At 69.0% G+C, this 20,604-nt stretch carries 18 protein-coding genes, 3 tRNA genes and 1 pseudogene; 14 read left to right on the forward strand and 8 right to left on the reverse strand.

Annotated elements, in window-relative coordinates:
- Positions 1-106: 106 nt before the first annotated feature.
- Complete coding sequence (gene thrS, locus BLU81_RS39335; RefSeq protein WP_092553300.1) at positions 107-1,267, forward strand: threonine--tRNA ligase; 1,161 nt, start codon at positions 107-109, stop codon at positions 1,265-1,267.
- Here thrS and cimA read toward each other — a convergent pair.
- On the reverse strand, positions 1,245-2,834 hold the full coding sequence (gene cimA / locus BLU81_RS39340; RefSeq protein ID WP_092553303.1) for a citramalate synthase: 1,590 nt from the start codon (positions 2,832-2,834) through the stop codon (positions 1,245-1,247). The genes thrS and cimA overlap by 23 nt on opposite strands.
- 243 nt (positions 2,835-3,077) lie before the next feature.
- Here cimA and BLU81_RS39345 point away from each other — a divergent pair, with 243 nt between their 5' ends.
- A complete protein-coding gene (locus tag BLU81_RS39345; RefSeq protein ID WP_092553306.1) occupies positions 3,078-3,833 on the forward strand; it encodes a tyrosine-protein phosphatase in 756 nt (251 codons plus the stop codon).
- Between the two features lie 482 nt (positions 3,834-4,315).
- Here the strand turns inward: BLU81_RS39345 and BLU81_RS39350 are convergent, their stop codons facing one another.
- Positions 4,316-5,257 (reverse strand): 3-methyladenine DNA glycosylase, encoded by a 942-nt coding sequence (locus tag BLU81_RS39350; RefSeq protein WP_092553310.1) that lies wholly within the window; start codon positions 5,255-5,257, stop codon positions 4,316-4,318.
- A 200-nt stretch (positions 5,258-5,457) separates the two neighbouring features.
- On the opposite strand from BLU81_RS39350, the gene BLU81_RS39355 reads away from it, so the two are divergent.
- The gene (locus BLU81_RS39355) at positions 5,458-5,700 is read left to right on the forward strand and encodes a helix-turn-helix transcriptional regulator (protein ID WP_092553313.1); all 243 of its coding nucleotides are present in this window, start codon (positions 5,458-5,460) and stop codon (positions 5,698-5,700) included.
- A gap of 41 nt (positions 5,701-5,741) precedes the next feature.
- On the forward strand, positions 5,742-6,536 hold the full coding sequence (locus tag BLU81_RS39360; protein WP_197686479.1) for a fumarylacetoacetate hydrolase family protein: 795 nt from the start codon (positions 5,742-5,744) through the stop codon (positions 6,534-6,536).
- On the opposite strand, the gene BLU81_RS39365 is transcribed toward BLU81_RS39360, so the two are convergent.
- Positions 6,525-7,235, reverse strand: coding sequence for a TetR/AcrR family transcriptional regulator (locus tag BLU81_RS39365; protein WP_092553319.1), 711 nt, complete (start codon positions 7,233-7,235; stop codon positions 6,525-6,527). The two genes, BLU81_RS39360 and BLU81_RS39365, sit on opposite strands and share 12 nt — an antisense overlap.
- A gap of 46 nt (positions 7,236-7,281) precedes the next feature.
- On the opposite strand from BLU81_RS39365, the gene BLU81_RS39370 reads away from it, so the two are divergent.
- The 7 genes from BLU81_RS39370 (at position 7,282) to BLU81_RS39405 (ending at position 11,488) form a co-directional block, all read left to right on the forward strand.
- The gene (locus BLU81_RS39370; protein ID WP_092553322.1) at positions 7,282-8,085 is read left to right on the forward strand and encodes an NAD(P)H-binding protein; all 804 of its coding nucleotides are present in this window, start codon (positions 7,282-7,284) and stop codon (positions 8,083-8,085) included.
- A 63-nt stretch (positions 8,086-8,148) separates the two neighbouring features.
- A tRNA-Gln gene (locus tag BLU81_RS39375) sits at positions 8,149-8,220 on the forward strand.
- A gap of 53 nt (positions 8,221-8,273) precedes the next feature.
- Positions 8,274-8,349: transfer RNA gene (locus BLU81_RS39380), tRNA-Glu, on the forward strand.
- Positions 8,350-8,570: 221 nt separating this feature from the next.
- Positions 8,571-8,646 (forward strand) — tRNA-Glu (locus BLU81_RS39390).
- 171 nt (positions 8,647-8,817) lie between these two features.
- The gene (locus BLU81_RS39395) at positions 8,818-9,396 is read left to right on the forward strand and encodes an IS607 family transposase (protein ID WP_092558288.1); all 579 of its coding nucleotides are present in this window, start codon (positions 8,818-8,820) and stop codon (positions 9,394-9,396) included.
- The gene (gene tnpB, locus BLU81_RS39400; protein WP_092553324.1) at positions 9,393-10,772 is read left to right on the forward strand and encodes an IS607 family element RNA-guided endonuclease TnpB; all 1,380 of its coding nucleotides are present in this window, start codon (positions 9,393-9,395) and stop codon (positions 10,770-10,772) included. Before BLU81_RS39395 ends, tnpB begins: the two co-directional genes overlap by 4 nt.
- 26 nt (positions 10,773-10,798) lie before the next feature.
- Entirely contained in the window at positions 10,799-11,488 is a 690-nt protein-coding gene (locus BLU81_RS39405; protein WP_092553327.1) for an N-acyl homoserine lactonase family protein, read from the forward strand.
- Between the two features lie 98 nt (positions 11,489-11,586).
- Here the strand turns inward: BLU81_RS39405 and BLU81_RS39410 are convergent, their stop codons facing one another.
- The 5 genes and pseudogenes from BLU81_RS39410 to BLU81_RS39430 form a co-directional block, all read right to left on the reverse strand.
- Entirely contained in the window at positions 11,587-12,333 is a 747-nt protein-coding gene (locus BLU81_RS39410) for an MBL fold metallo-hydrolase (protein WP_092553330.1), read from the reverse strand.
- On the reverse strand, positions 12,330-13,118 hold the full coding sequence (locus BLU81_RS39415; protein ID WP_092553333.1) for an alpha/beta hydrolase: 789 nt from the start codon (positions 13,116-13,118) through the stop codon (positions 12,330-12,332). The genes BLU81_RS39410 and BLU81_RS39415 overlap by 4 nt, the downstream gene beginning before the upstream one ends.
- Positions 13,115-13,972, reverse strand: a pseudogene (locus tag BLU81_RS39420) (alpha/beta fold hydrolase); the annotation flags it as partial. The gene BLU81_RS39415 and the pseudogene BLU81_RS39420, both read right to left, overlap by 4 nt.
- A gap of 28 nt (positions 13,973-14,000) precedes the next feature.
- The gene (locus BLU81_RS39425) at positions 14,001-16,787 is read right to left on the reverse strand and encodes a helix-turn-helix transcriptional regulator (RefSeq protein ID WP_092553339.1); all 2,787 of its coding nucleotides are present in this window, start codon (positions 16,785-16,787) and stop codon (positions 14,001-14,003) included.
- A 32-nt stretch (positions 16,788-16,819) separates the two neighbouring features.
- On the reverse strand, positions 16,820-17,506 hold the full coding sequence (locus BLU81_RS39430; RefSeq protein WP_014447202.1) for an IclR family transcriptional regulator: 687 nt from the start codon (positions 17,504-17,506) through the stop codon (positions 16,820-16,822).
- Between the two features lie 49 nt (positions 17,507-17,555).
- Here BLU81_RS39430 and leuC point away from each other — a divergent pair, with 49 nt between their 5' ends.
- From leuC to BLU81_RS39445, 3 genes are all read left to right on the forward strand, one after another.
- Positions 17,556-19,010, forward strand: coding sequence for a 3-isopropylmalate dehydratase large subunit (leuC, locus tag BLU81_RS39435; RefSeq protein ID WP_092553342.1), 1,455 nt, complete (start codon positions 17,556-17,558; stop codon positions 19,008-19,010).
- A 14-nt stretch (positions 19,011-19,024) separates the two neighbouring features.
- Positions 19,025-19,615 (forward strand): 3-isopropylmalate dehydratase small subunit, encoded by a 591-nt coding sequence (leuD, locus tag BLU81_RS39440; protein WP_092553345.1) that lies wholly within the window; start codon positions 19,025-19,027, stop codon positions 19,613-19,615.
- 168 nt (positions 19,616-19,783) lie between these two features.
- The gene (locus BLU81_RS39445; RefSeq protein WP_092553348.1) at positions 19,784-20,530 is read left to right on the forward strand and encodes an HU family DNA-binding protein; all 747 of its coding nucleotides are present in this window, start codon (positions 19,784-19,786) and stop codon (positions 20,528-20,530) included.
- The last annotated feature ends 74 nt before the right edge of the window (positions 20,531-20,604 follow it).

Genomic DNA, 20,604 nt, shown 5'->3' on the forward strand with positions numbered 1-20,604 from the left:
CGACCACGCCGGACAGACCCGGCGTTCTTCGGCATTGAGCTGACGGCCCCGGGCGACATGCCCGGGGCTTTGTCGTCCGGGGTCCCCTGAGAGAAGGAGACCCACGATGTCCGCAGATCACCGCCGGCTCGGCCGCGAGCTGGACCTCTTCGATTCCGATCCGCTGATCGGCGCCGGCCTGCCGTTCTGGCTGCCGGCCGGAGCCGCCGCCCGCCACGAGGTCGAGTCATATCTGTACGAACTGGAGCGCCGCGCCGGCTACCAGCACGTCTATTCGCCGGCGATGGGCAAACGTCGGATGTACGAGTTGTCCGGGCACTGGCGCAATTTCGCCGACGACATGTTCCCGCCGATGCGGATCGGTGAGGACGAACTGGTGCTGCGGCCCAGCCTCTGCCCACATCACGCGCTGATCTTCCGGTCGCGGGGCCGGTCGTACCGCGAACTGCCGTTGCGTCTCGCCGAACTGGGACCGATGTACCGGGCGGAGCGGTCCGGCGTGCTCGGCGGCCTGTCCCGGGTGCGGTCGATGCAGCTCAACGACGCGCACATCCTCTGTGCCGAGGACCAGGCGAGTGCCGAGGTGGCCGGGGTGCTGGACCTGATGCGCCAGGCGCACGCCGCACTGGCGATGGGCCCGGTCTCGTATCAGCTGTCCCTGCGTGGCCCCGGGAAGAAGTACGGCGGCGGCGACGAGTCCTGGGCCCGTGCGGAGGCGCTGTTGCGGGAGGCGCTTGGCGGAGAGGACTACGTCGAGGTCCCCGGCGAAGCCGCCTTCTACGGGCCGAAGATCGATGTCCAGGTGCAGGATCCGTCCGGCCGGGAGTGGACCCTCGCCACCGTCCAGATCGACTACCACCAGCCGGAGCAGTTCGAGCTGGAGTATGCGGAGGCGGGCGGCGGTAAAGCCAGACCGGTCATGGTGCACCGCAGTCTGGTCGGCTCGATGGAACGGCTCTTCGGTCATCTGATCGAGGTGCATCAGGGCGCGTTCCCGGTCTGGTACGCCCCGGTCCAGCTGGCGATCCTGCCGGTCGGCCCGGATCAGGACCAGGCGGCCCGGGAGTTCGCGTCGCAGGCGGCGGATCTACGGGTGGAGATCCACTACGAGGGCTCACTGAGTGCCCGTATCCGAAAAAACAGTAAATGTCCGTACATTGCGGTCGTCGGAGCGAGAGACGTCTCGCTCCGACGACGCGACGGCGATCAGCAGGTGATGTCCCCCGCGGAAGTGATCGAGTCGATCAGAGGGCTTTTGTGGAGGTGAGCGCCAGACCATAGGTCAGCGAATCCACCAGCGCTGTCCAACTGGCCTCGACGATGTTCTCGTGCACCCCGACCGTGGTCCAGTCCCGGCCGCGTTCGCCGGTCTCCAGCAGCACCCGGGTGACCGCGTTGGTGCCGTGGCTGCCCTCCAGGATCCGCACCTTGAAGTCGGTCAGCTCGAACGTCTTGAGCTGCGGGTAATGGTTCTGGAGGGCACTGCGCAACGCCTCGTCCAGGGCGTTGACCGGGCCGTTGCCCTCAGCCGTGGCGATCACCCGCTCGCCGCGGACGCGCACCTTGACGGTCGCCTCGGAGATGACCGTGCCGTCCTCCCGGTGCTCGACGAGCACCCGGTACGACTCCAGGTTGAACGGCCGGATCAGGTCGGCACCCGGCAGCTCACTACGGACGAGCAGTTCGAACGACGCGTCGGCGGCCTCGAACGACCACCCGGTCGCCTCCAGGTCCTTGACCTTGCGGGTGACGGTGGTGAGGGTGTCGGGGTGGCCGGCCAGATCCAGTCCGAGCTCACGGCTCTTGAGCTCGATGCTGGCCCGGCCGGCCATCTCGGTCACCAGGATCCGCATGTCGTTGCCGACAACCGACGGGTCGACGTGGTTGTACAGCAGCGGATCCACTTTGATCGCGCTCGCGTGCAGCCCCGCCTTGTGAGCGAATGCCGCGGCCCCGACATATGCCTGGTGGGTGTCGGGGGCGATGTTGGCGATCTCGGCGAGCGCGGACGAGATCCGCGTCGCCTTCTCCAGGCATCCGTCCGGTAGGACCTTCAGCCCGAGCTTGAGTTGCAGGTTGCTGACGACGGCGAACAGGTCGGCGTTGCCGGGGCGCTCGCCGTACCCGTTGGCGGTGCACTGGAAGTGCTCGACCCCGGCCTCGACCGCGGCGATGGTGTTCGCGACGGCGCAGGCCGTGTCGTTCTGGCAGTGGATGCCCAGCTTGTCGGCACTGATGCCGGTCTTCTGGGTGACTGAAGCGATCGCTTCCGTGATCATCGACGGGAGCATGCCGCCGTTGGTGTCACACATGACCACCCGCTCGGCACCGGCTTCGAAAGCCGCCTTGACGACGCTAGCGGTATACGAAGGGTCGTGCCGGAACCCGTCGAAGAAGTGCTCACAGTCGACGAAAGCCCGCTTTCCACTGGCGACCAGGTGCCGCACGGTGTCCCGGACCATGTTCAGGTTCTCGTCGCCGGTGGTGCGCAACGCCCGCTCCACATGCCGGATGTCGGACTTGGCTACTACGCAGACCACCGGCGTCCCGGCATCGATGAGCGCCTTTACCTGTGCGTCCGACGCGACGTCGACACCTGCCTTGCGAGTGGCACCGAAAGCGACGAGCACCGCGTTCTTGAGATCGAGTTCGGTCTTCGCCCGTTCGAAGAACTCGGTGTCCTTGGGCATGGCGCCCGGCCATCCACCCTCGATGAAACCCACGCCGAACTCGTCCAGCAGGCGCGCGACCGCGAGTTTGTCGGCGACCGTGTAGCTGATTCCCTCGCGCTGCCCGCCGTCACGCAGCGTCGTGTCGAACACCTGGTAGTTCATCGGGGAAGTCCTTTCGATCGGTCACCCACCACAACAAAAAGACCCCCCGCGGTTGCGGGAGGTCTGCGCGTCGGCGAAGAAAGTCAGCCGGCGCGCTAGGTGCGAATAATCAGCACGGAGTGGGTCACGCCCCGAAGCATGCCACGCAACCAACCAGCGGGAGCCGGAAATCCATCTGCTGAGACGGTAAGAGTGACGAATTCGACCGGTGAGGTGATCGTCCTGGCCGGTTAGGTTGGGACCGTGGTGGCCGAATCGTATTCACGCAATGTCCCCTTCACCAAGGCCTACAACTTCCGCGACGTCGGCGGTTACACCGGCCTCGACGGGCGCCTGGTGCGCTGGCGGCGGCTGTTCCGGGCCGACTCGCTGCACCGGATCCGTGAGCAGGACGCCGCAGCGTTCACCGCCCTCGGCATCCGCACCGTCATCGACCTGCGCCGCGAGACCGAGGTGGAGAAGTTCGGCCGGGTCGCCGAGGAATACGGCGCCGACTACCACAACCTGGTCGTCCGGCACATCGACTGGGAACAGGTCGAACACCCGGCGGACGTGGTGCACGAACGCTGGCTCGCCGACCGCTACCTCAACTTCGCCGAGGACGGGCGAAAGGGCATCGCCGACTCGTTGCGCCTGATCGCCGACCCGGTGGCCGCACCCGTGGTCGTGCACTGCATGGCCGGAAAGGATCGCACCGGCACGGTGTGCGCGCTGACCCTGTCACTGCTGGGTGTCTCCGACGACGACATCGCCGCCGACTACGCGCTGACCACCGCCGCGATGCGCCCGCTGACCGAATACCTGCTGCGCACCAGCCCCGAATCGATCCAGGGCAACGAGCACATGTTCGACTCACCCGCCGCGGCGATGCAGTTGTTCCTCACCGATCTGCGCGCCCTGCACGGTTCGGTCGAGGCCTACGCCAAGGACATCGGCATCACCGACGACGAGGTGGCCGCCTTGCGCTCCCACCTGCTGACCGAAAACCCGACCCCGTAAAGAACGACCCGCTCCGGTACGGGTGGGTGCCACCCGACCGCACTCACCCGCCCTGTCTCATCCCCGCCAAGGCAGGCGCGGGCCCAGACCGACCCGCGTCTGCCGGGCCGAATGCGCCACTCCGGCTTACCCCCACCCCAGCCCCGGTTCGAACCCCATGTCGGCACACGATGCGTTGTGCTGGCTTGTGTGCCGAGTTGAGGTGCGGATCGAACCGTAAGTCACCACGCTTCGGCGGGCGCGGGTGCGGCGGCGGCGGTGCTGCTGGGGTTGTCGGGAGGGGACGCTCACGCCCGGCGGTCGCGGGGCGGCCGTTAGGGGCCGCAGCGCTTGCGGGGACGGGGCGGGGGTGGCTGGTGCGGTTCGGGAGTGCTCACTCGTACCAGCGAAGGGGTTTGTGGGGTTGACCGGTTGTGGTCATGCTCCTCGGACCACAGGGTGGGGGAGCGGGACCGCCTGGGGTGTCTGTGGGGGCGCTGTCGTCAGCGCTGATTGAAAGGGGCGACCGCCTCGCGATTCTGCGCGGCGGCGTCTGGGCCGAGCAGCGCCTCGCAGACGCGGATCAGTCGGCTTCGGAGGCCGGCGGCCCGGCGGGCCAGTTCGCGTTGGCGGGCGACGTATTCCGCCTTGCCCTCCGGGGTTTCGATCTTGACGGGCGGGTGGCCGTAGGAGGCCAGGTCGTAGGGGCTGGCCTGCATGTCCAGGAGGCGGATCTCGCCGGCCAGGGCGAAACAGTCCAGCGCCAGGGCTCCGGGGACCGCGGGGCCGAGTTTCTGCGCCCACTTGTGCACGTCCATCGCGGCGTGCAGGCAGCCGGGCTGGTCCAGGTCGACCTGGGTGGCGCGGGTGGGCTGGAGACGGTTGAGACCGACTGCTTCGGGGGTGAAGAAGCGGAACGCGTCGAAGTGGGTGCAGCGGATGCTGTGCTGCTCGACGACCTTGTCGGTGCCGTCCTGGCCGAGGCGGAGCGGCAGCTCGTGGCGGTGCTCCGAGTCGCGGTAGACCATCGCCCACTCGTGCAGACCGAAACAGCCGGAGAAGACCGGGCGGGACGCGGTCGCGGTGAGCAGGCCGTGGATGTAGCGCACGCTCTCGGCCCGGGCGTGCATGAACGCGTCCTGGTCGAGGGTCACGATGCCGTCGGGGTGGCTCAGGTAGAACTTCCAGCCGGCGTGTTCGGCCAGGCCGTCGGGGGCCGGGGACAAGCCGGTGCCGACCCCGGGATGCCAGCGGCGCATCAGGGCCGGGCGGGTCCCGTAATAGTCGTAGAGGAAATCCTCGATGGCGTGCTTCTCGCCCGTCGAGCGACGGGCGCGGTGGCCCGCGGTCATCTCATCGGCACGCTCGGAGTGCGCCCGGACAAGGGGAATCCAGGTGACCGAGGGCAGCGTGGTGGTGAGTGCCCTCACCTGCTTGATCCCCATCGCACCAATGTATCTAGCCAAAGCGATCAACACGATCACCGTTTGGCGCGAATGAGTTCCGCCACCAGGGTTGGCATTAAAGACGTGTGCCGATGTGTAGTACATGTACTACGATATTGATAGTGTGCTGGACATGACGGGATCGGTTTTAGCCGCGGGTGCCGCGGCCGACACGCCGAGACGGACCATCTGAGGGAGTAATGGGCAGCGAGATCACCTACAACCGGATCGCGATGCTGCGTGCCGAGCGCGGCATCTCGCGGCGGCAGCTCGCCGACGCTCTCGGGGTGCACTACCAGACGGTGGGCTACCTGGAGCGCGGCGAGTTCAGCCCGAGCCTGCACCTGGCGTTGCGGATCAGCACCTACTTCGAGGTTCCGGTCGAGGTGGTGTTCGCTCTGGAGCCGTTCCCGCGGCTCGGCGCCCAGACCCGACCGGCGTAGATTCGTCAGCGAGTCAGCACCGCATATAGATGGGATTACCCGTGCGCTTCGCCCGTTTTGTCCACCCTGGTGGAGTCTCGTTCGGTGTCGTCGAAGGTGACGGTTCCTCCGGACTGACGGTGGCCGAGATCGACAGCATCCCCTTCAACGAGGTGCGGTTCACCGGCCAGCGCTGGGCCCTCGCCGACATCCGCCTGCTCGCGCCGATCTTCTCCAGCAAGGTGATCGGAGTCGGTCGCAACTACGCCGACCACGCCGCCGAGATGGGTAACGAGGTTCCCAAGGAGCCGCTGATCTTCATCAAGCCGTCCACCTCGGTGATCGGCCCGAACGACGCGATCCGCATCCCGAGCGTCACCCAGCGGGTCGACGAGGAGGCCGAGCTGGCCGTCGTGATCGGCGCCACCGGTGCCCGCCGCGTCGACCGGGCCGGTGCCCAGAAGGCGATCTTCGGCTACACCGTCGGAAACGACGTGACCGCCCGTGACCTGCAGAAGAAGGATCCGCAGTGGACCCGGGCCAAGGGTTTCGACTCGTTCTGCCCGATCGGGCCGTGGATCGAGACCGACCTGGACGTCAGCGACATCGAGGTGCGCTGTGAGGTCGGCCGCGACCCGAACGCGATGGAGGTGCGCCAGATCGGGCGTACGAAGGACATGGTCTTCGACGTCCCGACGCTGATCTCCTACGTGTCGCACGTCATGACGCTGCTGCCGGGCGACATCATCCTGACCGGGACGCCGGCCGGGGTGAGCCAGATCGTGCCCGGTGACACCGTGTCGGTCAGCATCCAGGGCATCGGCGAACTGCGGAACCCGGTCGTCTCACTCGACTGACCGTTCGATCCCGTTCAGGAGCAGGGCCAGGCCGTACGCGAAAGCGGTCTGGTCCTGGTCTTCGAACCCGCCGGCGTTCCACAGTGCCGTCATGGCCGGATGCTTCTCGACGTCGAACCACTTCTCCCAGAACTCGCCCCGCTCGTGCCACCACGACTCGGTGGACAGGCCGCTGGCCCTTTCCGCGCCCTTCTCCTCACCGGCTTCCCGGGCGAACGCGTAGACGTAGGCCGTCACCGACAGCGCCGCCCGGTTGATCTCCCCGACCGGCAGACCGATCTCGGACATCGTGGCGATCAGGAACTCCCGCTCGGCCATCGTGCCCGGCCCGAGCGGCGGCCGGACCAGTGACACCTCGGTCAGCCAGGGGTGGGTCAAGAACATTGCGCGGGTACGGTCGGCGAACAGTCCCACCCGCTCCCGCCAGGACAGTCCCGTGGCGGTCAGATCGCGGGCCAGCAGCACCTCGTCGACCATCAGCGCGGTCAGATCGGCGCGGGACGGCACGTAGGTGTACAGCGTCATCGTCGCCGCCCCGAGATCCGCCGCCACCCGTGCCATCGAGGCCGCTTCCAGGCCGTCCGCGTCGGCGATCCGGATCGCGGCGGCCACCACCGCGTCGACGCTGAGCCGGGGCGGCCGGCCGGTGGTTCTGCGCTTCGCCAGCGAACGCCGCCAGAGCAGTGGGTAGTTCTCCATGATTCCGTATACCCTACGGGAAACAGTTTCCGTAGGGGGTACGAGAATGAGGATCTTGGTTACCGGAGCCACCGGGAACGTCGGCCGCATGGTCGTCGACGAACTGCTCGCACTGGGTGCCGACGACGTGCGCGCGCTCACCGTCGACCCGGTTCGGGCCGCGTTGCCGCCCGGTGTGGACGTGGTGCGCGGCTCCTTCCGCCGGCCGGCCACCGTCGCGGCGGCCCTCGACGGCGTCGACAAGGTCTATCTCGCGCCCGACCCCGCCACTGCTGTCTCGGTGAGCCGGCTGATCGCCGAAGCCGGAGTGCGGCACATCGTCGACATGGCCGGGGCGAAAGGCGATCACTGGCAGGTGGTCGAGGACGCCGTCGAAGCGGTCGGTGTGCCGTTCACCCACCTGGAGCCGGGTGAGTTCATGGCCAACGCGACGCTGTGGGCGCCGCAGATCCAGGCCGGTGACGAGGTTCGGGACGCGTACCCCGGCGCCGTCAACGCGCCCGTCGCCCAGGAGGACATCGCCGCCGTCGCGGCCCGGGTGCTGCTCGGTGCCGGGCATGAGGGCCGGTCCTACGAACTGACCGGTCCGGAAGCGCTCAGCCGGCCCGCCAAGGTCGCCGCCCTCGGGGCCGGTCTCGGACGTGACCTCACCTACGTCGAAGTGGCCGGTGACGAGGCGGTCGCGTTGTTCGAGTCGTTGATGGGTGAGTACGGGCGGTGGTACCTCGACGGGCTCGCCCAACTCGTCGAGCATCCCCAGCAGGCCGTTTCCACCGTTGCTGACCTGGTGGGGCGCCCGGCGACGACCTACGCCGAGTGGGCTCGCAGTCGCGCTGATCTATTTGGGTGACCCGATTTGGCGGCTCGGGACGGCTCGGGTAATGTTCTCTTCGGCGCGGGAAGCCGGGCCAAATGGGGTATGGGGTAATTGGCAGCCCAACTGATTCTGGTTCAGTTAGTCTAGGTTCGAGTCCTGGTACCCCAGCGCAGCCCTCCTTCGGGAGGGCAGTGCTGGAAGCAAGTTTGACAGCACGTTCTGGTCCCGTCGTCTAGCGGCCTAGGACGCCGCCCTCTCAAGGCGGTAGCGAGGGTTCGAATCCCTTCGGGACTACCAGACTGATCGGCCCACACCGTTTCCGGTGTGGGCCGTTTCTGTTTCCCTGCCGCCTGCCGCCTGCCGCCTGCCGCCTGCCGCCTGCCGCCTGCCGCCTGCCGCCTGCCGATTGGTTTCCGGCATGACGTAGGTCATGGCTGCGTATAGCTGATGTCGGCCGTGGATGGGGTGCTGATAGAGTTTCGTCATCGCTTAGGCAGCGATGAGCAACAAAAAGTTCTGGTCCCGTCGTCTAGCGGCCTAGGACGCCGCCCTCTCAAGGCGGTAGCGAGGGTTCGAATCCCTTCGGGACTACCAGACTGATCGGCCCGCACCGTTACCTGGTGCGGGCCGATCTTTTTTCATCTCTCGGCGCGGGGCGCGGGGATTCTGCCCTGCGGAGATTGGGGCGGCTGTTGCTGTTGGGGGTAAGCAACTGCTGGCATCTCGGTCGTCATTAGTGCTCAATAGTCGGCTATAGTGGACATCGTGAACTTGAAGGAATGGGCAGCGGCCACGGGAGTCTCGTACGCGACGGCACGTCGGCGTTACGAGTCCGGGACGATGCCTGTTCCCGCGTACCGCCTCGGCCGCCTCATCATGGTCGGCGAGCCGGTCACCGCGACGGCGGCCGGGGCCGGGCAGACCGTGGTGTACGCCCGGGTGTCGTCGTCCGATCAGAAGGCGGACCTGGACCGGCAGGTGGCCCGGGTGACCATGTGGGCCACCGGGCGCAAGCTCGGCGTGGACCGGGTGGTGACCGAGGTCGGGTCGGCGCTCAACGGTCACCGTAAGAAGTTCCTTGCCTTGCTGCGTGATCCGGCCGTGTCGACGATCGTGGTCGAGCACCGCGACCGGTTCGCCCGCTTCGGTGCCGAGTACGTAGAGGCCGCGCTGACCGCACAGGGCCGACGCCTGATGGTGGTTGATCCGGCTGAGGTGGATGACGACCTGGTCCGCGACGTGACCGAGATCCTGACCTCGTTGTGCGCCCGCCTGTACGGCCGTCGTGCTGCCGCGAACCGCGCCCGCCGGGCTGTCGAGGCCGCGACCGGGGACCCCGTGTGAAGACGATCCAGGCGTACCGGTTCGCCCTTGATCTCACCCCGGTCCAGGAACGCGACGTGCTCGCGCATGCCGGAGCAGCCCGTGTCGCCCACAACTGGGCACTTGCCCGGGTCAAGGCCGTCATGGGTCAGCGCACCGCCGAACGCTCGTACGGTGTGCCGGACGAGCTGCTCACGCCGTCGCTGTCGTGGTCGCTGGCCGGGCTGCGTAAGGCGTGGAACGCCGCGAAGCCCGGGGTTGCGCCGTGGTGGGGCGAGGTGTCCAAGGAGGCGTTCAATACCGGCCTGGACGCTCTCTGCCGCGCGCTGAAGAACTGGGCCGACTCCCGCACGGGCAAACGCGCCGGCAGGCCGGTCGGGTTCCCCCGGTTCAAGTCCCGCCGCCGCACCACACCATCGGTGCGGTTCACGACCGGGGCGATCCGCATCGAGCCGGACCGGATGCATGTCGTGCTCCCGAGGCTGGGCCGCCTGAAGCTGCACGAGTCCGCCCGTAAGCTGGCCCGCCGCGTGGACGACGGCACGGCGCGGATCATGTCCGCCACGGTGCGCCGCGACGGCAGGCGGTGGCATGTCTCGTTCACCGCCGAGGTCGAACGCACCGAACGTACCCCCGCCCGGCCCGGCAGCGTGGTCGGTGTGGACGTCGGGATCAAGCACCTCGCCGTGCTGTCCACCGGGGAGCTGGTCGACAACCCCCGGCACCTGGCCGCCGCGCGGCAGCGGATGCGGGCACTCGGCCGGGCACTGTCACGCAAGACCGGCCCCGACCACCGCACCGGGCGACGGGCCTCGAAACGCTGGGAACGCACTGCCGCCCGGCTCGGCCGCACGCACGCCCGCGTGGCGAACCTTCGCCGGGACGGGCTGCACAAGCTGACCACCCGCCTGGCCACCACGTACGGCACGGTCGTGGTGGAAGACCTCAACGTCACCGGCATGCTGGCAAACCGCAGGCTCGCCCGGCACATCGCCGACGCCGGGTTCGCGGATATCCGCCGTCAGCTCGCTTACAAAACCTCATGGAACGGCGGCCGGCTGCTAGTGGCCGACCGCTGGTATCCGTCCTCGAAGACATGCTCAGACTGCGGCACGGTGAAAACCAAGCTGGCCCTGTCTGAACGCGAGTTCAACTGTGAAGCGTGCGGCCTGGTCATCGACCGCGACCGTAACGCCGCACTCAACCTGGCCGCTCTCGCGGCCGAGTTCGACACCGCCGGGAGTGGCCCGGTGGCAGCACGTGGAGCCAACCAGAAGACCCGCGGACGCGGGCAGGTGGCCGTGAAACGTGAATCCGGCACCACGCCCGTGGGTCAGACCGGGACCGTCCCGCCGCAAGGCAGGACTATCGATCGTGTGCTCACTAAAGCGCACTGAGAGGTAACGGTCGTGATACTTCGGGGATGACGGAGATCACGGTTCGGCGGGTGGATTTCGGATGGTTCGTGCGGCCGGCCGAGGAGACCGGGACGGGCGCTGCCCGGGTGGAGCCGACTTTCGGGTATCTCATCGATCATCCGGACGGCCGGATTCTGGTGGATACCGGGATGGGCGGGCATCCGGACGTCGACAAGCACTATCAACCACGGCGAGTCGAGCTGGACGCGGCGCTCGCGGCGGTCGGGGCCGGGATCGACGACATCGGGTACGTGGTCAACTGCCACCTGCACTTCGACCACTGCGGCGGTAATCCGAAGTTGCCGGGGCGGCCGGTCTTCGTCCAGCGGGCCGAACTCGACCTCGCCCGGAACGTGAAATGGCACACCTTGCCGGAGTTGGTGGATCATCCCGGCGCCCGGTACGAGGAGCTGGACGGTCCTGCCGAGATCCTGCCGGGCGTGCGGATCCTGCCGACTCCGGGGCACACCGCCGGGCATCAGTCGGTGGTGGTGACCGGCGCCGACGGGACGGTGATCGTGGCCGGGCAGAGCCACGACCACGCCACCGCGTTCACCTCGGACGCCCTGGCCCACCGTACCGGTGTCGTGCCGAGTCCGGATTGGATCGGCACGCTCCTGGCCCTCGACCCGAAGCGTGTCGTCTTCGCCCACGACAACGCCGTCTGGACACCACGTTCCGGGTCTGTGTGGTGACTTGGGGTGCGAATCGAACCCCAAGTCACCACACTGAACGGCGCCGCGGAACCGTGACCCGGGACGGCGTTGGGGTTTGAAACGGCCGGGGCGAGGGCCTAGACCGCCTGGGGTACGCCGGGAGTCAGCCAAGTGAGGACGTCCGGCGGGAAAGCCGCCTCTACCCCGGCGCGGCCCTCGTGGAAGTGGGACCAGCCCTCGTAGTGCACCGGCACCACCCGCCGTGGGCGCAGCGACGCGACCAGGCGGGCCCCGTCCCGGCCGGTCATCGTGTAGCGGAGTGGGCCGGTGAGACCGAACTGCACGCTGCCCAGGTGCAGGATCGCGGTGTCGACGGTGAACCGGGTCGCCACTTCGCGGACGCCGCCGTACAGAACGGTGTCGCCGGAGATCCAGACCACCGATGTGCTGCCGGGCGGCCGGAGCGCGAAACCGATGGCGTCGCCGACGAGTCCCCGGCTCAGCGGCGGGCCGTGCCGGGCGGGCGTGGCCGTCACGGTCAGGTCGCCGACGGCCGTCTCCTGCCACGGTGTCAGGCCGCGCGAGTTGCCGCCGAGGCGGCGGGCCCCACTGGCCGTGGTCAGTACCAGCGGGACGGACGGCAGTAGTGCCCGGCCCGCGTCGTCCAGGTTGTCGCTGTGGTGGTCGTGGGTGAGCAGGATCGCGTCGATGCGGCCGAGTGAGTCGGCCGGGACCGCGGGACCCGCCGTCTTCACCGAGGACGTGCCGAGGCCGAACGAGTAACGCCGGCCCGGCGCGTCGAAGGTCGGATCGGTCAGCAGCCGGAGCCCGGCGATCTCGATCAGGGTGGTCGGCCCGCCGATGTGGGTGATCGTGACGGTCATCGGGCGTGCCGCAAGGCCCAGTCCAGCACTTCGTCCGCGATCTGCTCCCATCCTTTCTGGGCCGGCAGCAGGTGGGCGTAACCCTCGTACTCGCGGATCTCGGTGATGGTGTTCGATTTGTAGTGTTTCAGGTTGGAGCGCTGCACCTCGGGCGGCATGATGTGGTCCTCGGAGCCGGAGACGAAGAGCAGCGGAGCCCGGTTGTCGTTGTGGTAGTCCACCCAGGTGTCCTGGTGTCCGGGCTGGAAGTTGGCGAGCACACTGCCCCAGAGGATGCCGCCGTTGGCCGGGATCGCGTACCGCTCGTACAGGGCGGCGGATTCTTCGGCGGTGAACGTGTTGGTGAAGGCGTAGGTCCACTGTTCCAGCGTCAGCGGCACCGCCTTGTGCCGGTTGGCGGGGCTCTTCAGTACCGGGAAGGTGGACTTGACCTGGGACAGCGGCACCACCCGGACGCCTTCGGTGGGTGCCGAGTTCATCGCGACGCCGGCCGCGCCGTACCCGTGGTCGAGCAGGATCTGGGTGAACGCCCCACCGGCCGAGTGGCCGATGATGATCGGCGGCTCGGGCAGTGCCCGGATCTGCTCCTCGATGTGCTCGATGATCTGCGGGACGGTGACGTTCACGATCGGTGCCGGGTCGGCGTTGAGTGCCTCCACCTCGACTTCGAAGCCGGGGTAGGAGGGCGCGATCACCTGGTGCCCCTTGGCCTCGAAGTGCGCGATCCAGTTCTCCCAGCTGCGCGGTGTCACCCAGAATCCGTGAACCAGAACGATCGGTCTCATGCGTCATACCCCCTGAGGAAGGCCAGCAGGTCCTGGCCGAGTTGTTCCTTGTGTGTGTCGGTGATGCCGTGCGGTGCTCCGGGATAGACCTTGAGCACCGCGTTCTCGATGCGGGCGGCGGACGACCGCCCGCCCACGGCGATCGGGACGATCTGATCGTCGTCGCCGTGGATGACCAGGGTGGGAACGTCGATCGCGTCGAGGTCGGGCCGGAAGTCGGTGGCCGAGAAGGCGGCGACGCACTCGTACGCGTTGTGATGGCCGGCCTGGAGTCCCTGGAACCAGAAGGCGTCCCGGACACCCGCCGACACGTCGGCGCCGGGCCGGTTGTTGCCGAAGAACGGGCCGTCGGCGAGGTCGCGGTAGAGCTGGGACCGGTCGGCCAGCGATCCGGCCCGGATGCTGTCGAACACGTCGGCCGGCAGACCGCCCGGGTTGTCCGGGGTGCGCAGCATCAGTGGCGGCACCGCGGAGACCAGCACCACCTGGGCGATCCGGCCGGTGCCGTGCCGTCCGATGTACCGGGCCACCTCGCCGCCGCCGGTGGAGAACCCGATCAGGGTGACCTGGCGCAGATCCAGCTCGGTCAACAGCAGTGCCAGATCGTCGGCGTAGGTGTCCATCTCGTTGCCGGCCCACGTCTGGGTGGACCGGCCGTGCCCACGGCGGTCGTGGGCGATCGCCCGGTAGCCGCCGGCCGCCAACAGGAGTTGCTGTGCCTCCCAACTGTCCGCGTTCAGTGGCCAGCCGTGGCTGAGCACGACCGGCCGGCCGGAACCCCAGTCCTTGTAGAAGATCTGTGCGCCGTCGCCGGCCGTGACGAAACCCATGGACCGATCCTGATGGGAACGTGCCCACGGCCGAATCCCGTGGAACGCGTAGTCAGTCCTGCAAGGTCACGCGTAGTTGCCGGCGGGAACTGACGCCGAGTTTCCGGAACACCTTGCGCAAGTGGTAATCGACGGTGCTGGGGCTGAGGAACAGATGCGCGGCGATCTCCGCGTTGGTGGCCCCGGTGCGGGCCAGCCGGGCGACCGCAGCCTCTTGCGGGGTCAGGGCGGATTCATCATTCTCTGGTACGGCTGTCCGGGCGATCTCACCGAGCGCGGCCAGCTCGGTGGCGGCCCGGCGGGCGAACGCGTGGGCCCCGACCCGTTCGAACATCTCGCAGGCGGTGGCCAGTTGCTCCCTCGCGTCCCGGCGCCGCCGTCTGCGCCGCAGCCATTCGCCGTAGAGCAGCCGGGCACGGGCCAGATCGCCGTGTGCCGGGGTGCCGTCCAGCTTCTCGATCGCCGCCCGGTAGTGGGCTTCGGCCCGGTCCGGTCCGGCGAGCAGGGCTCGTGATCGGTCCAGCAGGCCCAGTGCCCATGGTGTCCCGCTCGCCCGGGCGGTCGTCTCGAGGTCGTCGTAGGCGGCTTTCGCGGTCTGCCGGTCACCGGCCCGCAGTGCGGCCTCCACGAGTTCGGGCAGGGCCCACGCGTACCGGCGCGGGTGGCCCAGGTCGACGATGGTGAGCAGGAGTTCCCGGGCCGGTGCCCATCGGCTGTCGGCGATGTCCAGCAGGGCCAGGTGCAGCCGGGTGACCGCGTGCATGCCGCCGAGGTGCAGCATCGCGAAGACTTCGAGTGCCTGCCCGACCGACTCGCGGATGCCGTCCGGCGCCCGCCAGGTGATCAGTTCCGGGTGCCGCCAGACCAGTTCCTGTTCGGCGGTGGCGCCGATGGCCCGGCGCAGGCGCTGCCCGGCCGCGTCGTGCCGGTCGGCCTCGTCGAGCCGGCCCAGAGCCGCACAGGTCATCGTCGTGATGAAGTGGATCAGGTCGAGGCGGTGCAGGGCCCCGGTGCGCCGGGCGGCCTGTTCGGCACGGGCCAGGATGTCGGTCTTGTTCTCCTCGTCCCAGGTGAGGGTGCAGAAGTTCACCCCGATGGCGAACCGGGACAGCAGGATCTCGTCGGGCAGGCCCGGGTCGGCGATCGCGGCGACGGCCCGGCGCACCACCGGCACGCAGTCCGGGTAACCGGCCACGACGAACGCGGTGTACGCGGCTAGCAGCAGCCCGTCGATGTGGTCGTCCCCGGCCAGCGGCGCGGCCGCGGCGGCGACCTCGGGTTCGCTGGTGCCGCCCAGGTGCTCGGCCGACAGCACGTGCTCGATGCCCTGGACCAGCGCCTGCCGGGCCCGCCCGCGATCCGGGCCGAACGCCTCGGCCGCAGCCAGGCACAGGGCGACCGCGTCCCGCTGACCGGTCGGCACACCGGCGTTGATGATCGCGAACGCCCTGGTCAGCAGGGCTTCGCCGCGAGCCCGGCCGGTGAGCAGGGGCTCGTCCACATGGTCCAGCAGCAGTAGCGCGCGGGCCGGAGCGCCGGCAGCCATGGCCGCGCCGGCCGCCCGCACCTGCCGCACGGCCCGGGCCTCGGGTGCCGGGGTCAACTCGGCGGCCCGGGTCAGGAACCCGGCCCGGGCGGTGTGGCCGCCGCGGGCACCGGCCCGGTCGGCGCCGCGTTCCAGTTCGGCGGCGACCGACTCGTCCGGGGCCGCGGTGGCCGCGCCCAGGTGCCAGGCACGACGGTCAGCGTCAGCCGGGCCGGTGGTGGCCTCGGCGAGGGCCGCGTGCACGGCCCGGCGCTGGGCGGGGACGGCGTCGCCGTACACCGCGGACCGCACCAGCGGATGCCGGAAGTCGAGGGGTGGAAAGCCGGTGACCAGCCGATCCGATTCGGCGGGCGCGGCTTGTTCGGGGCCGGTGCCGAGCCGCCGAGCCGCCTCCAGTAACTGGTCGGTGCGGCCACCGGCGCCCGCCGCGGCCAGCACCAGCCAGGTCCGGGTGGCCGGCGGGTATCCGCGGACCCGGGCCGCGTAGTGGCTCTCCAGCCGGCTGCCGATCGGCACCGGATCGGGCAACGGGGAGGCGCCGCGCAGCTGGTCGGTGGTGAGTTCCCGGCCCAGGTCGGTGAGGGCGAGCGGGTTGCCGCCGGTGGACTCGGCGATCTGCTCGGCCAGGCTCAGGTCCAGTTCGCCGGGGACCACGTCGGAGAGCAGCGCCATCGCGGCGTCCCGGGGCAGGCCGGTGATCTCCAGCACGTCCAGCCCGGCGAACAGCCCCGGCTCGCCGGGGACGGCCCGCCGGCCGGAGAGCGGATCGTCGGGGGCGATCCGCTGGCCGAAGAGCAGGACGACACCCTCGGCGTGCAGGCGGCGGGCGACGAAGGCCAGTGCGCGAGCCGACTCCGGGTCGAGCCAGTGCACGTCGTCGACCACGCAGAGCCGGGGTGCCGCGGCGAGCAGCGTGAGGGCGGCGAGGCTGACCAGGAAGAGGTCGGCCGGTGGGCCGTCGGTGAGGCCGCAGGCGACCTCCAGAGCGGACCGCTGGGCGACCGGCAGGCGATCACGGTCCGGCAGCAGGGGGATCAGGAGACGATGCAGGCCCGCGTACGGGAATCCAGCCTCGGACTCGACCCCACTGATGGTCAGAACGGAACCGGGAGCCGGTGCGGACGGGGAGCCGGTCCGGGCGTACCGCAGCAGTGCGGTCTTGCCGACACCCGCCTCGCCGCGCAGGACCAGCGCCGCGCTGCGCCCGCCTCGCGCCTCCCGCAGGAGTCCGTCGAGCCGGGCGCACTCGCTGTCGCGTCCGAAGAGTCGATCATCCTGCCCGAAGAGCCGCACGGGCGGCAGACTATCGGACAGTTATTAACTGACTACAGTCCCGAGAGTCGCTGTCCGGCTCGGACGACGGCCATCGCGTGGCGTTCGCCGGGGCGGCGGCCCAGTCGCTCGATCGGACCGCTTATCGAGATGGACGCGATCACCCGGCCGGTCCGGTCGCGGATCGGCGCGGAGACGCTCGCCACACCCGGCTCGCGCTCGGCGACGCTCTGGGCCCAGCCGCGGCGGCGGACCTCGGCCAGGGTGCGGCCGGTGAACTTGCAGCGCGGCAGGAGCGGCATCACCGCTTCCGGGGGCTCCCACGCGAGCAGGATCTGGGCGGCTGAACCGGCCACCATCGGCAACACCGAGCCGACCGGAACGGTGTCGCGAAGACCACTGGCGCGCTCGGCCGCGGCGACACAGATCCGTTCATCCGCGCGACGCAGATAAAGCTGCGCACTCTCGCCGGTGGCGTCCCGCAGTGCGGACAGCAAAGGCTCCGCGGCGGTCAGTAGAACGTCCGGTGCGGCATTGGCCAACTCGCCCAATCTGGGTCCGGGACGCCATCTTCCTTGAGTGTCGCGCACCAGCATCCGATGGATCTCCAGGGCCTGGGCCAGGCGATGTGCGGTTGCGCGCGGCAACTTGGTGCGTTCGACCAATTCGGCAAGGCTGGCGCCGTCGACACAGGCGGCGAGGATGACAACCGCCTTGTCGAGAACGCCTACGCCGCTCATACTGTGTCCCACAAGCCGAAACATACATTCCAGAATTTAGGATGTCCAGATGGTGGGAGTCACTCCCCAGAGCGGGAAACCCAGGACCCTGGCCGAGAAGGTCTGGGATGACCACGTGGTCCGCACGGCCGAGGGCGAGCCCGACCTGCTCTACATCGACCTGCATCTCCTGCACGAGGTCACCAGCCCGCAGGCGTTCGACGGTCTGCGGGTGGCCGGTCGCCCGGTCCGCCGCACCGACCTCACGCTCGCGACGGAGGACCACAACACGCCGACCGGTTACGCCGACCCGGCTTTCAACACCAAGCGCGGCGAGCTGTTCACGATCGCTGACACCACCTCGCGGACGCAGATCGAGACCCTGCGCAAGAACTGCGCCGAGTTCGGTGTCGAGATCCGCCCGCTGGGTGACGTGAACCAGGGCATCGTGCACGTGATCGGCCCGCAGCTGGGTCTCACCCAGCCCGGCATGACCATCGTCTGTGGCGACTCGCACACCGCCACTCACGGTGCCTTCGGCGCGCTGGCCTTCGGTATCGGCACCAGTGAGGTCGAGCACGTGCTCGCCACCCAGACGCTGCCGCAGTCCAAGCCGAAGACGATGGCCGTCACGGTCGTCGGCGAGCTGGGCCCGGGCGTCTCCGCGAAGGACCTGATCCTCGCCCTGATCACGCAGACCGGCACCGGAGGCGGCAACGGCCACATCGTGGAGTACCGCGGCGAGGCCATCCGCAAGCTCTCCATGGAGGGCCGGATGACCATCTGCAACATGTCGATCGAGTGGGGCGCCAAGGCTGGCATGATCGCGCCGGACGAGACCACCTTCGAGTACCTGAAGGGCCGTAAGCACGCCGCTCAGGGCGCCGAGTGGGACGCCGCGGTCGAGTACTGGAAGACGCTGCCCACCGACGACGGTGCCGAGTACGACACCGAGATCGTCCTGGACGCCGCGACGATCAGCCCGTTCATCACCTGGGGCACCAACCCGGGGCAGGGCGCCGCGCTGAACAGCGTCGTGCCGAACCCCGAGGACTTCCTGGACGAGGTCGAGCGCGGTGCCGCCCAGCGCGCGCTGGACTACATGGCCCTCACCCCCGGCACCCCGTTCCGCGAGGTCCCGGTCGACGTGGTCTTCGTCGGCTCCTGCACCAACGGGCGCCTGGAGGACCTGCGCGCCGCCGCCGACGTCATCCGTGGCCACAAGGTCGCCGAGGGCGTCCGGATGATGATCGTGCCCGGCTCCTACCTGGTGCGCGAGCAGGCCGAGGCCGAGGGCCTGGACAAGGTCTTCACCGACGCGGGCGCCGAGTGGCGCTTCGCCGGCTGTTCGATGTGCCTGGGTATGAACCCGGACACACTCAGCCCCGGCCAGCGTGCCGCGTCCACCTCCAACCGCAACTTCGAGGGCCGGCAGGGCAAGGGCGGGCGCACCCACCTGGTCTCGCCGCAGGTCGCCGCCGCCACCGCAGTGGTCGGCCGGCTGGCCGCCCCCGCCGACCTCTGAGCTAGGGGAAAGTCATGGACAAGTTCGTCACCCACAGCGGCAAAGTCATGCCGCTGCGCCGCTCTGACGTGGACACCGACCAGATCATCCCGGCGGTCTACCTGAAGCGGGTCACCCGGACCGGCTTCGAGGACGGCCTCTTCAGCGCCTGGCGCGAGGACCCGGACTTCGTGGTGAACCGGCCGGCCCACGCGGGCGCCAGCATCCTGGTCGCCGGCCCGAACTTCGGCACCGGCTCGTCCCGGCAGCACGCCGTCTGGGCGCTGCGCGACTGGGGCTTCAAAGCCGTCATCGCCTCCCGCTTCGGCGACATCTTCCGCGGCAACTCCCTCAAGGAGGGCCTGCTGCCGATCCAGCTCGACCAGAAGATCGTGGAGAGCCTCTGGGACCTCGCCGACGGCGAGCCGGAGAAGGAGATCACCGTCGACCTGGAGGGCCGGGTGGTCCGCGTCGACGACGCCGCCTACGGGTTCCCGATCGACGATTTCAGTCGGTGGCGGCTCATGGAGGGCCTCGACGACATCGGACTGACACTGCGCCACGAGGAGACCATTACCGCGTACGAGAAGGAGCGACCGGCTTTCAAACCGGTCGTCGTCCTTTAGCTACCGGACGCGAATTCCGCCCCTGCCGGGTCACCCGGCAGGGGCGTATTCGTTGGGACACAACGGTTTTTTACCCCGAATGTTTCTGTAACCACATCACAGGGCATACCGTGCGCGCAGAATGGCCTTCGACGGGCCAGTTCTCACGTCACGTCCGGGAGGAAAACCGTGAACAAGGCCGAGCTCATCGAGGCGCTCGCCGAAAGGCTGGGAGACAAGAAGTCGGCGACCCTGGCTTTGGACGCGTTCATCAGTGAGGTGCAGAACGCCGTTGCCAAGGGTGACAAGGTCGCACTCACCGGATTCGGTTCCTGGGAGAAGCGGGTGCGTAATCCGCGTACCGCCAGGAATCCGCGCACCGGTGAACCAGTCAAGGTGAAGAAGACGTCGGTCGCGGTCTTCCGCGTCGGCAGCGCATTCCGGGATCTCGTTGCGAGCGGAAAGCCGGCGAAGTCGGCCACCGCCGCGAAGAAGACCACCGCCAAGACCACCGCCAAGACCACTCCGGCCAAGGCGGCCACCACGACGGCAGTCGCGAAGAAGACCGCGGCGACCAAGACCACGGCTGCTCCGGCGAAGACCGCCGCCACCAAGGCCACCAAGACCGCGGCCACTGCGACCAAGGCCACTGCGACCAAGGCCACTGCGACCAAGGCCACTGCGACGAAGACCGCTGCGACCAAGGCCACGGCGACCAAGACCGCGGCCGCCAAGACGGCTCCGGCCAAGACGGCGACCAAGGCCACCAAGACGGCCCCGGCCAAGACCGCTGCCAAAGCGGCCAAGACCACAGCCACCACGGCAGTCAAGAAGACCGCGGCCGCCAAGGCGGCCCCGGCCAAGCGGACCGCCCGCAAGACCGCGGCCCCGGAGGCGGCTCCGGCTCGCGCCCGGTCACCGCGGAAGGCCCGCTGAACAACTGAACCGCTCGACCGGAAGGCGTCCACCGTACGGTGGACGCCTTCCGGTGTTCCGGCGCGAACCACCAC

The organism is Actinoplanes derwentensis (assembly GCF_900104725.1).
In the GTDB taxonomy this organism is placed as follows: Bacteria; Actinomycetota; Actinomycetes; order Mycobacteriales; family Micromonosporaceae; genus Actinoplanes; species Actinoplanes derwentensis.

What these genes read in the sequence shown, in the direction of transcription:
- thrS (WP_092553300.1), top strand. Translation starts at nt 107, where the DNA reads ATGTCCGCAGATCACCGCCGGCTCGGCCGCGAGCTGGACCTCTTCGAT.
- cimA (WP_092553303.1), bottom strand. Translation starts at nt 2,834, where the DNA reads ATGAACTACCAGGTGTTCGACACGACGCTGCGTGACGGCGGGCAGCGC.
- BLU81_RS39350 (WP_092553310.1), bottom strand. Translation starts at nt 5,257, where the DNA reads ATGGGGATCAAGCAGGTGAGGGCACTCACCACCACGCTGCCCTCGGTC.
- BLU81_RS39355 (WP_092553313.1), top strand. Translation starts at nt 5,458, where the DNA reads ATGGGCAGCGAGATCACCTACAACCGGATCGCGATGCTGCGTGCCGAG.
- BLU81_RS39365 (WP_092553319.1), bottom strand. Translation starts at nt 7,235, where the DNA reads ATGGAGAACTACCCACTGCTCTGGCGGCGTTCGCTGGCGAAGCGCAGA.
- BLU81_RS39370 (WP_092553322.1), top strand. Translation starts at nt 7,282, where the DNA reads ATGAGGATCTTGGTTACCGGAGCCACCGGGAACGTCGGCCGCATGGTC.
- BLU81_RS39405 (WP_092553327.1), top strand. Translation starts at nt 10,799, where the DNA reads ATGACGGAGATCACGGTTCGGCGGGTGGATTTCGGATGGTTCGTGCGG.
- BLU81_RS39410 (WP_092553330.1), bottom strand. Translation starts at nt 12,333, where the DNA reads ATGACCGTCACGATCACCCACATCGGCGGGCCGACCACCCTGATCGAG.
- BLU81_RS39415 (WP_092553333.1), bottom strand. Translation starts at nt 13,118, where the DNA reads ATGAGACCGATCGTTCTGGTTCACGGATTCTGGGTGACACCGCGCAGC.
- BLU81_RS39430 (WP_014447202.1), bottom strand. Translation starts at nt 17,506, where the DNA reads ATGAGCGGCGTAGGCGTTCTCGACAAGGCGGTTGTCATCCTCGCCGCC.
- leuC (WP_092553342.1), top strand. Translation starts at nt 17,556, where the DNA reads ATGGTGGGAGTCACTCCCCAGAGCGGGAAACCCAGGACCCTGGCCGAG.
- leuD (WP_092553345.1), top strand. Translation starts at nt 19,025, where the DNA reads ATGGACAAGTTCGTCACCCACAGCGGCAAAGTCATGCCGCTGCGCCGC.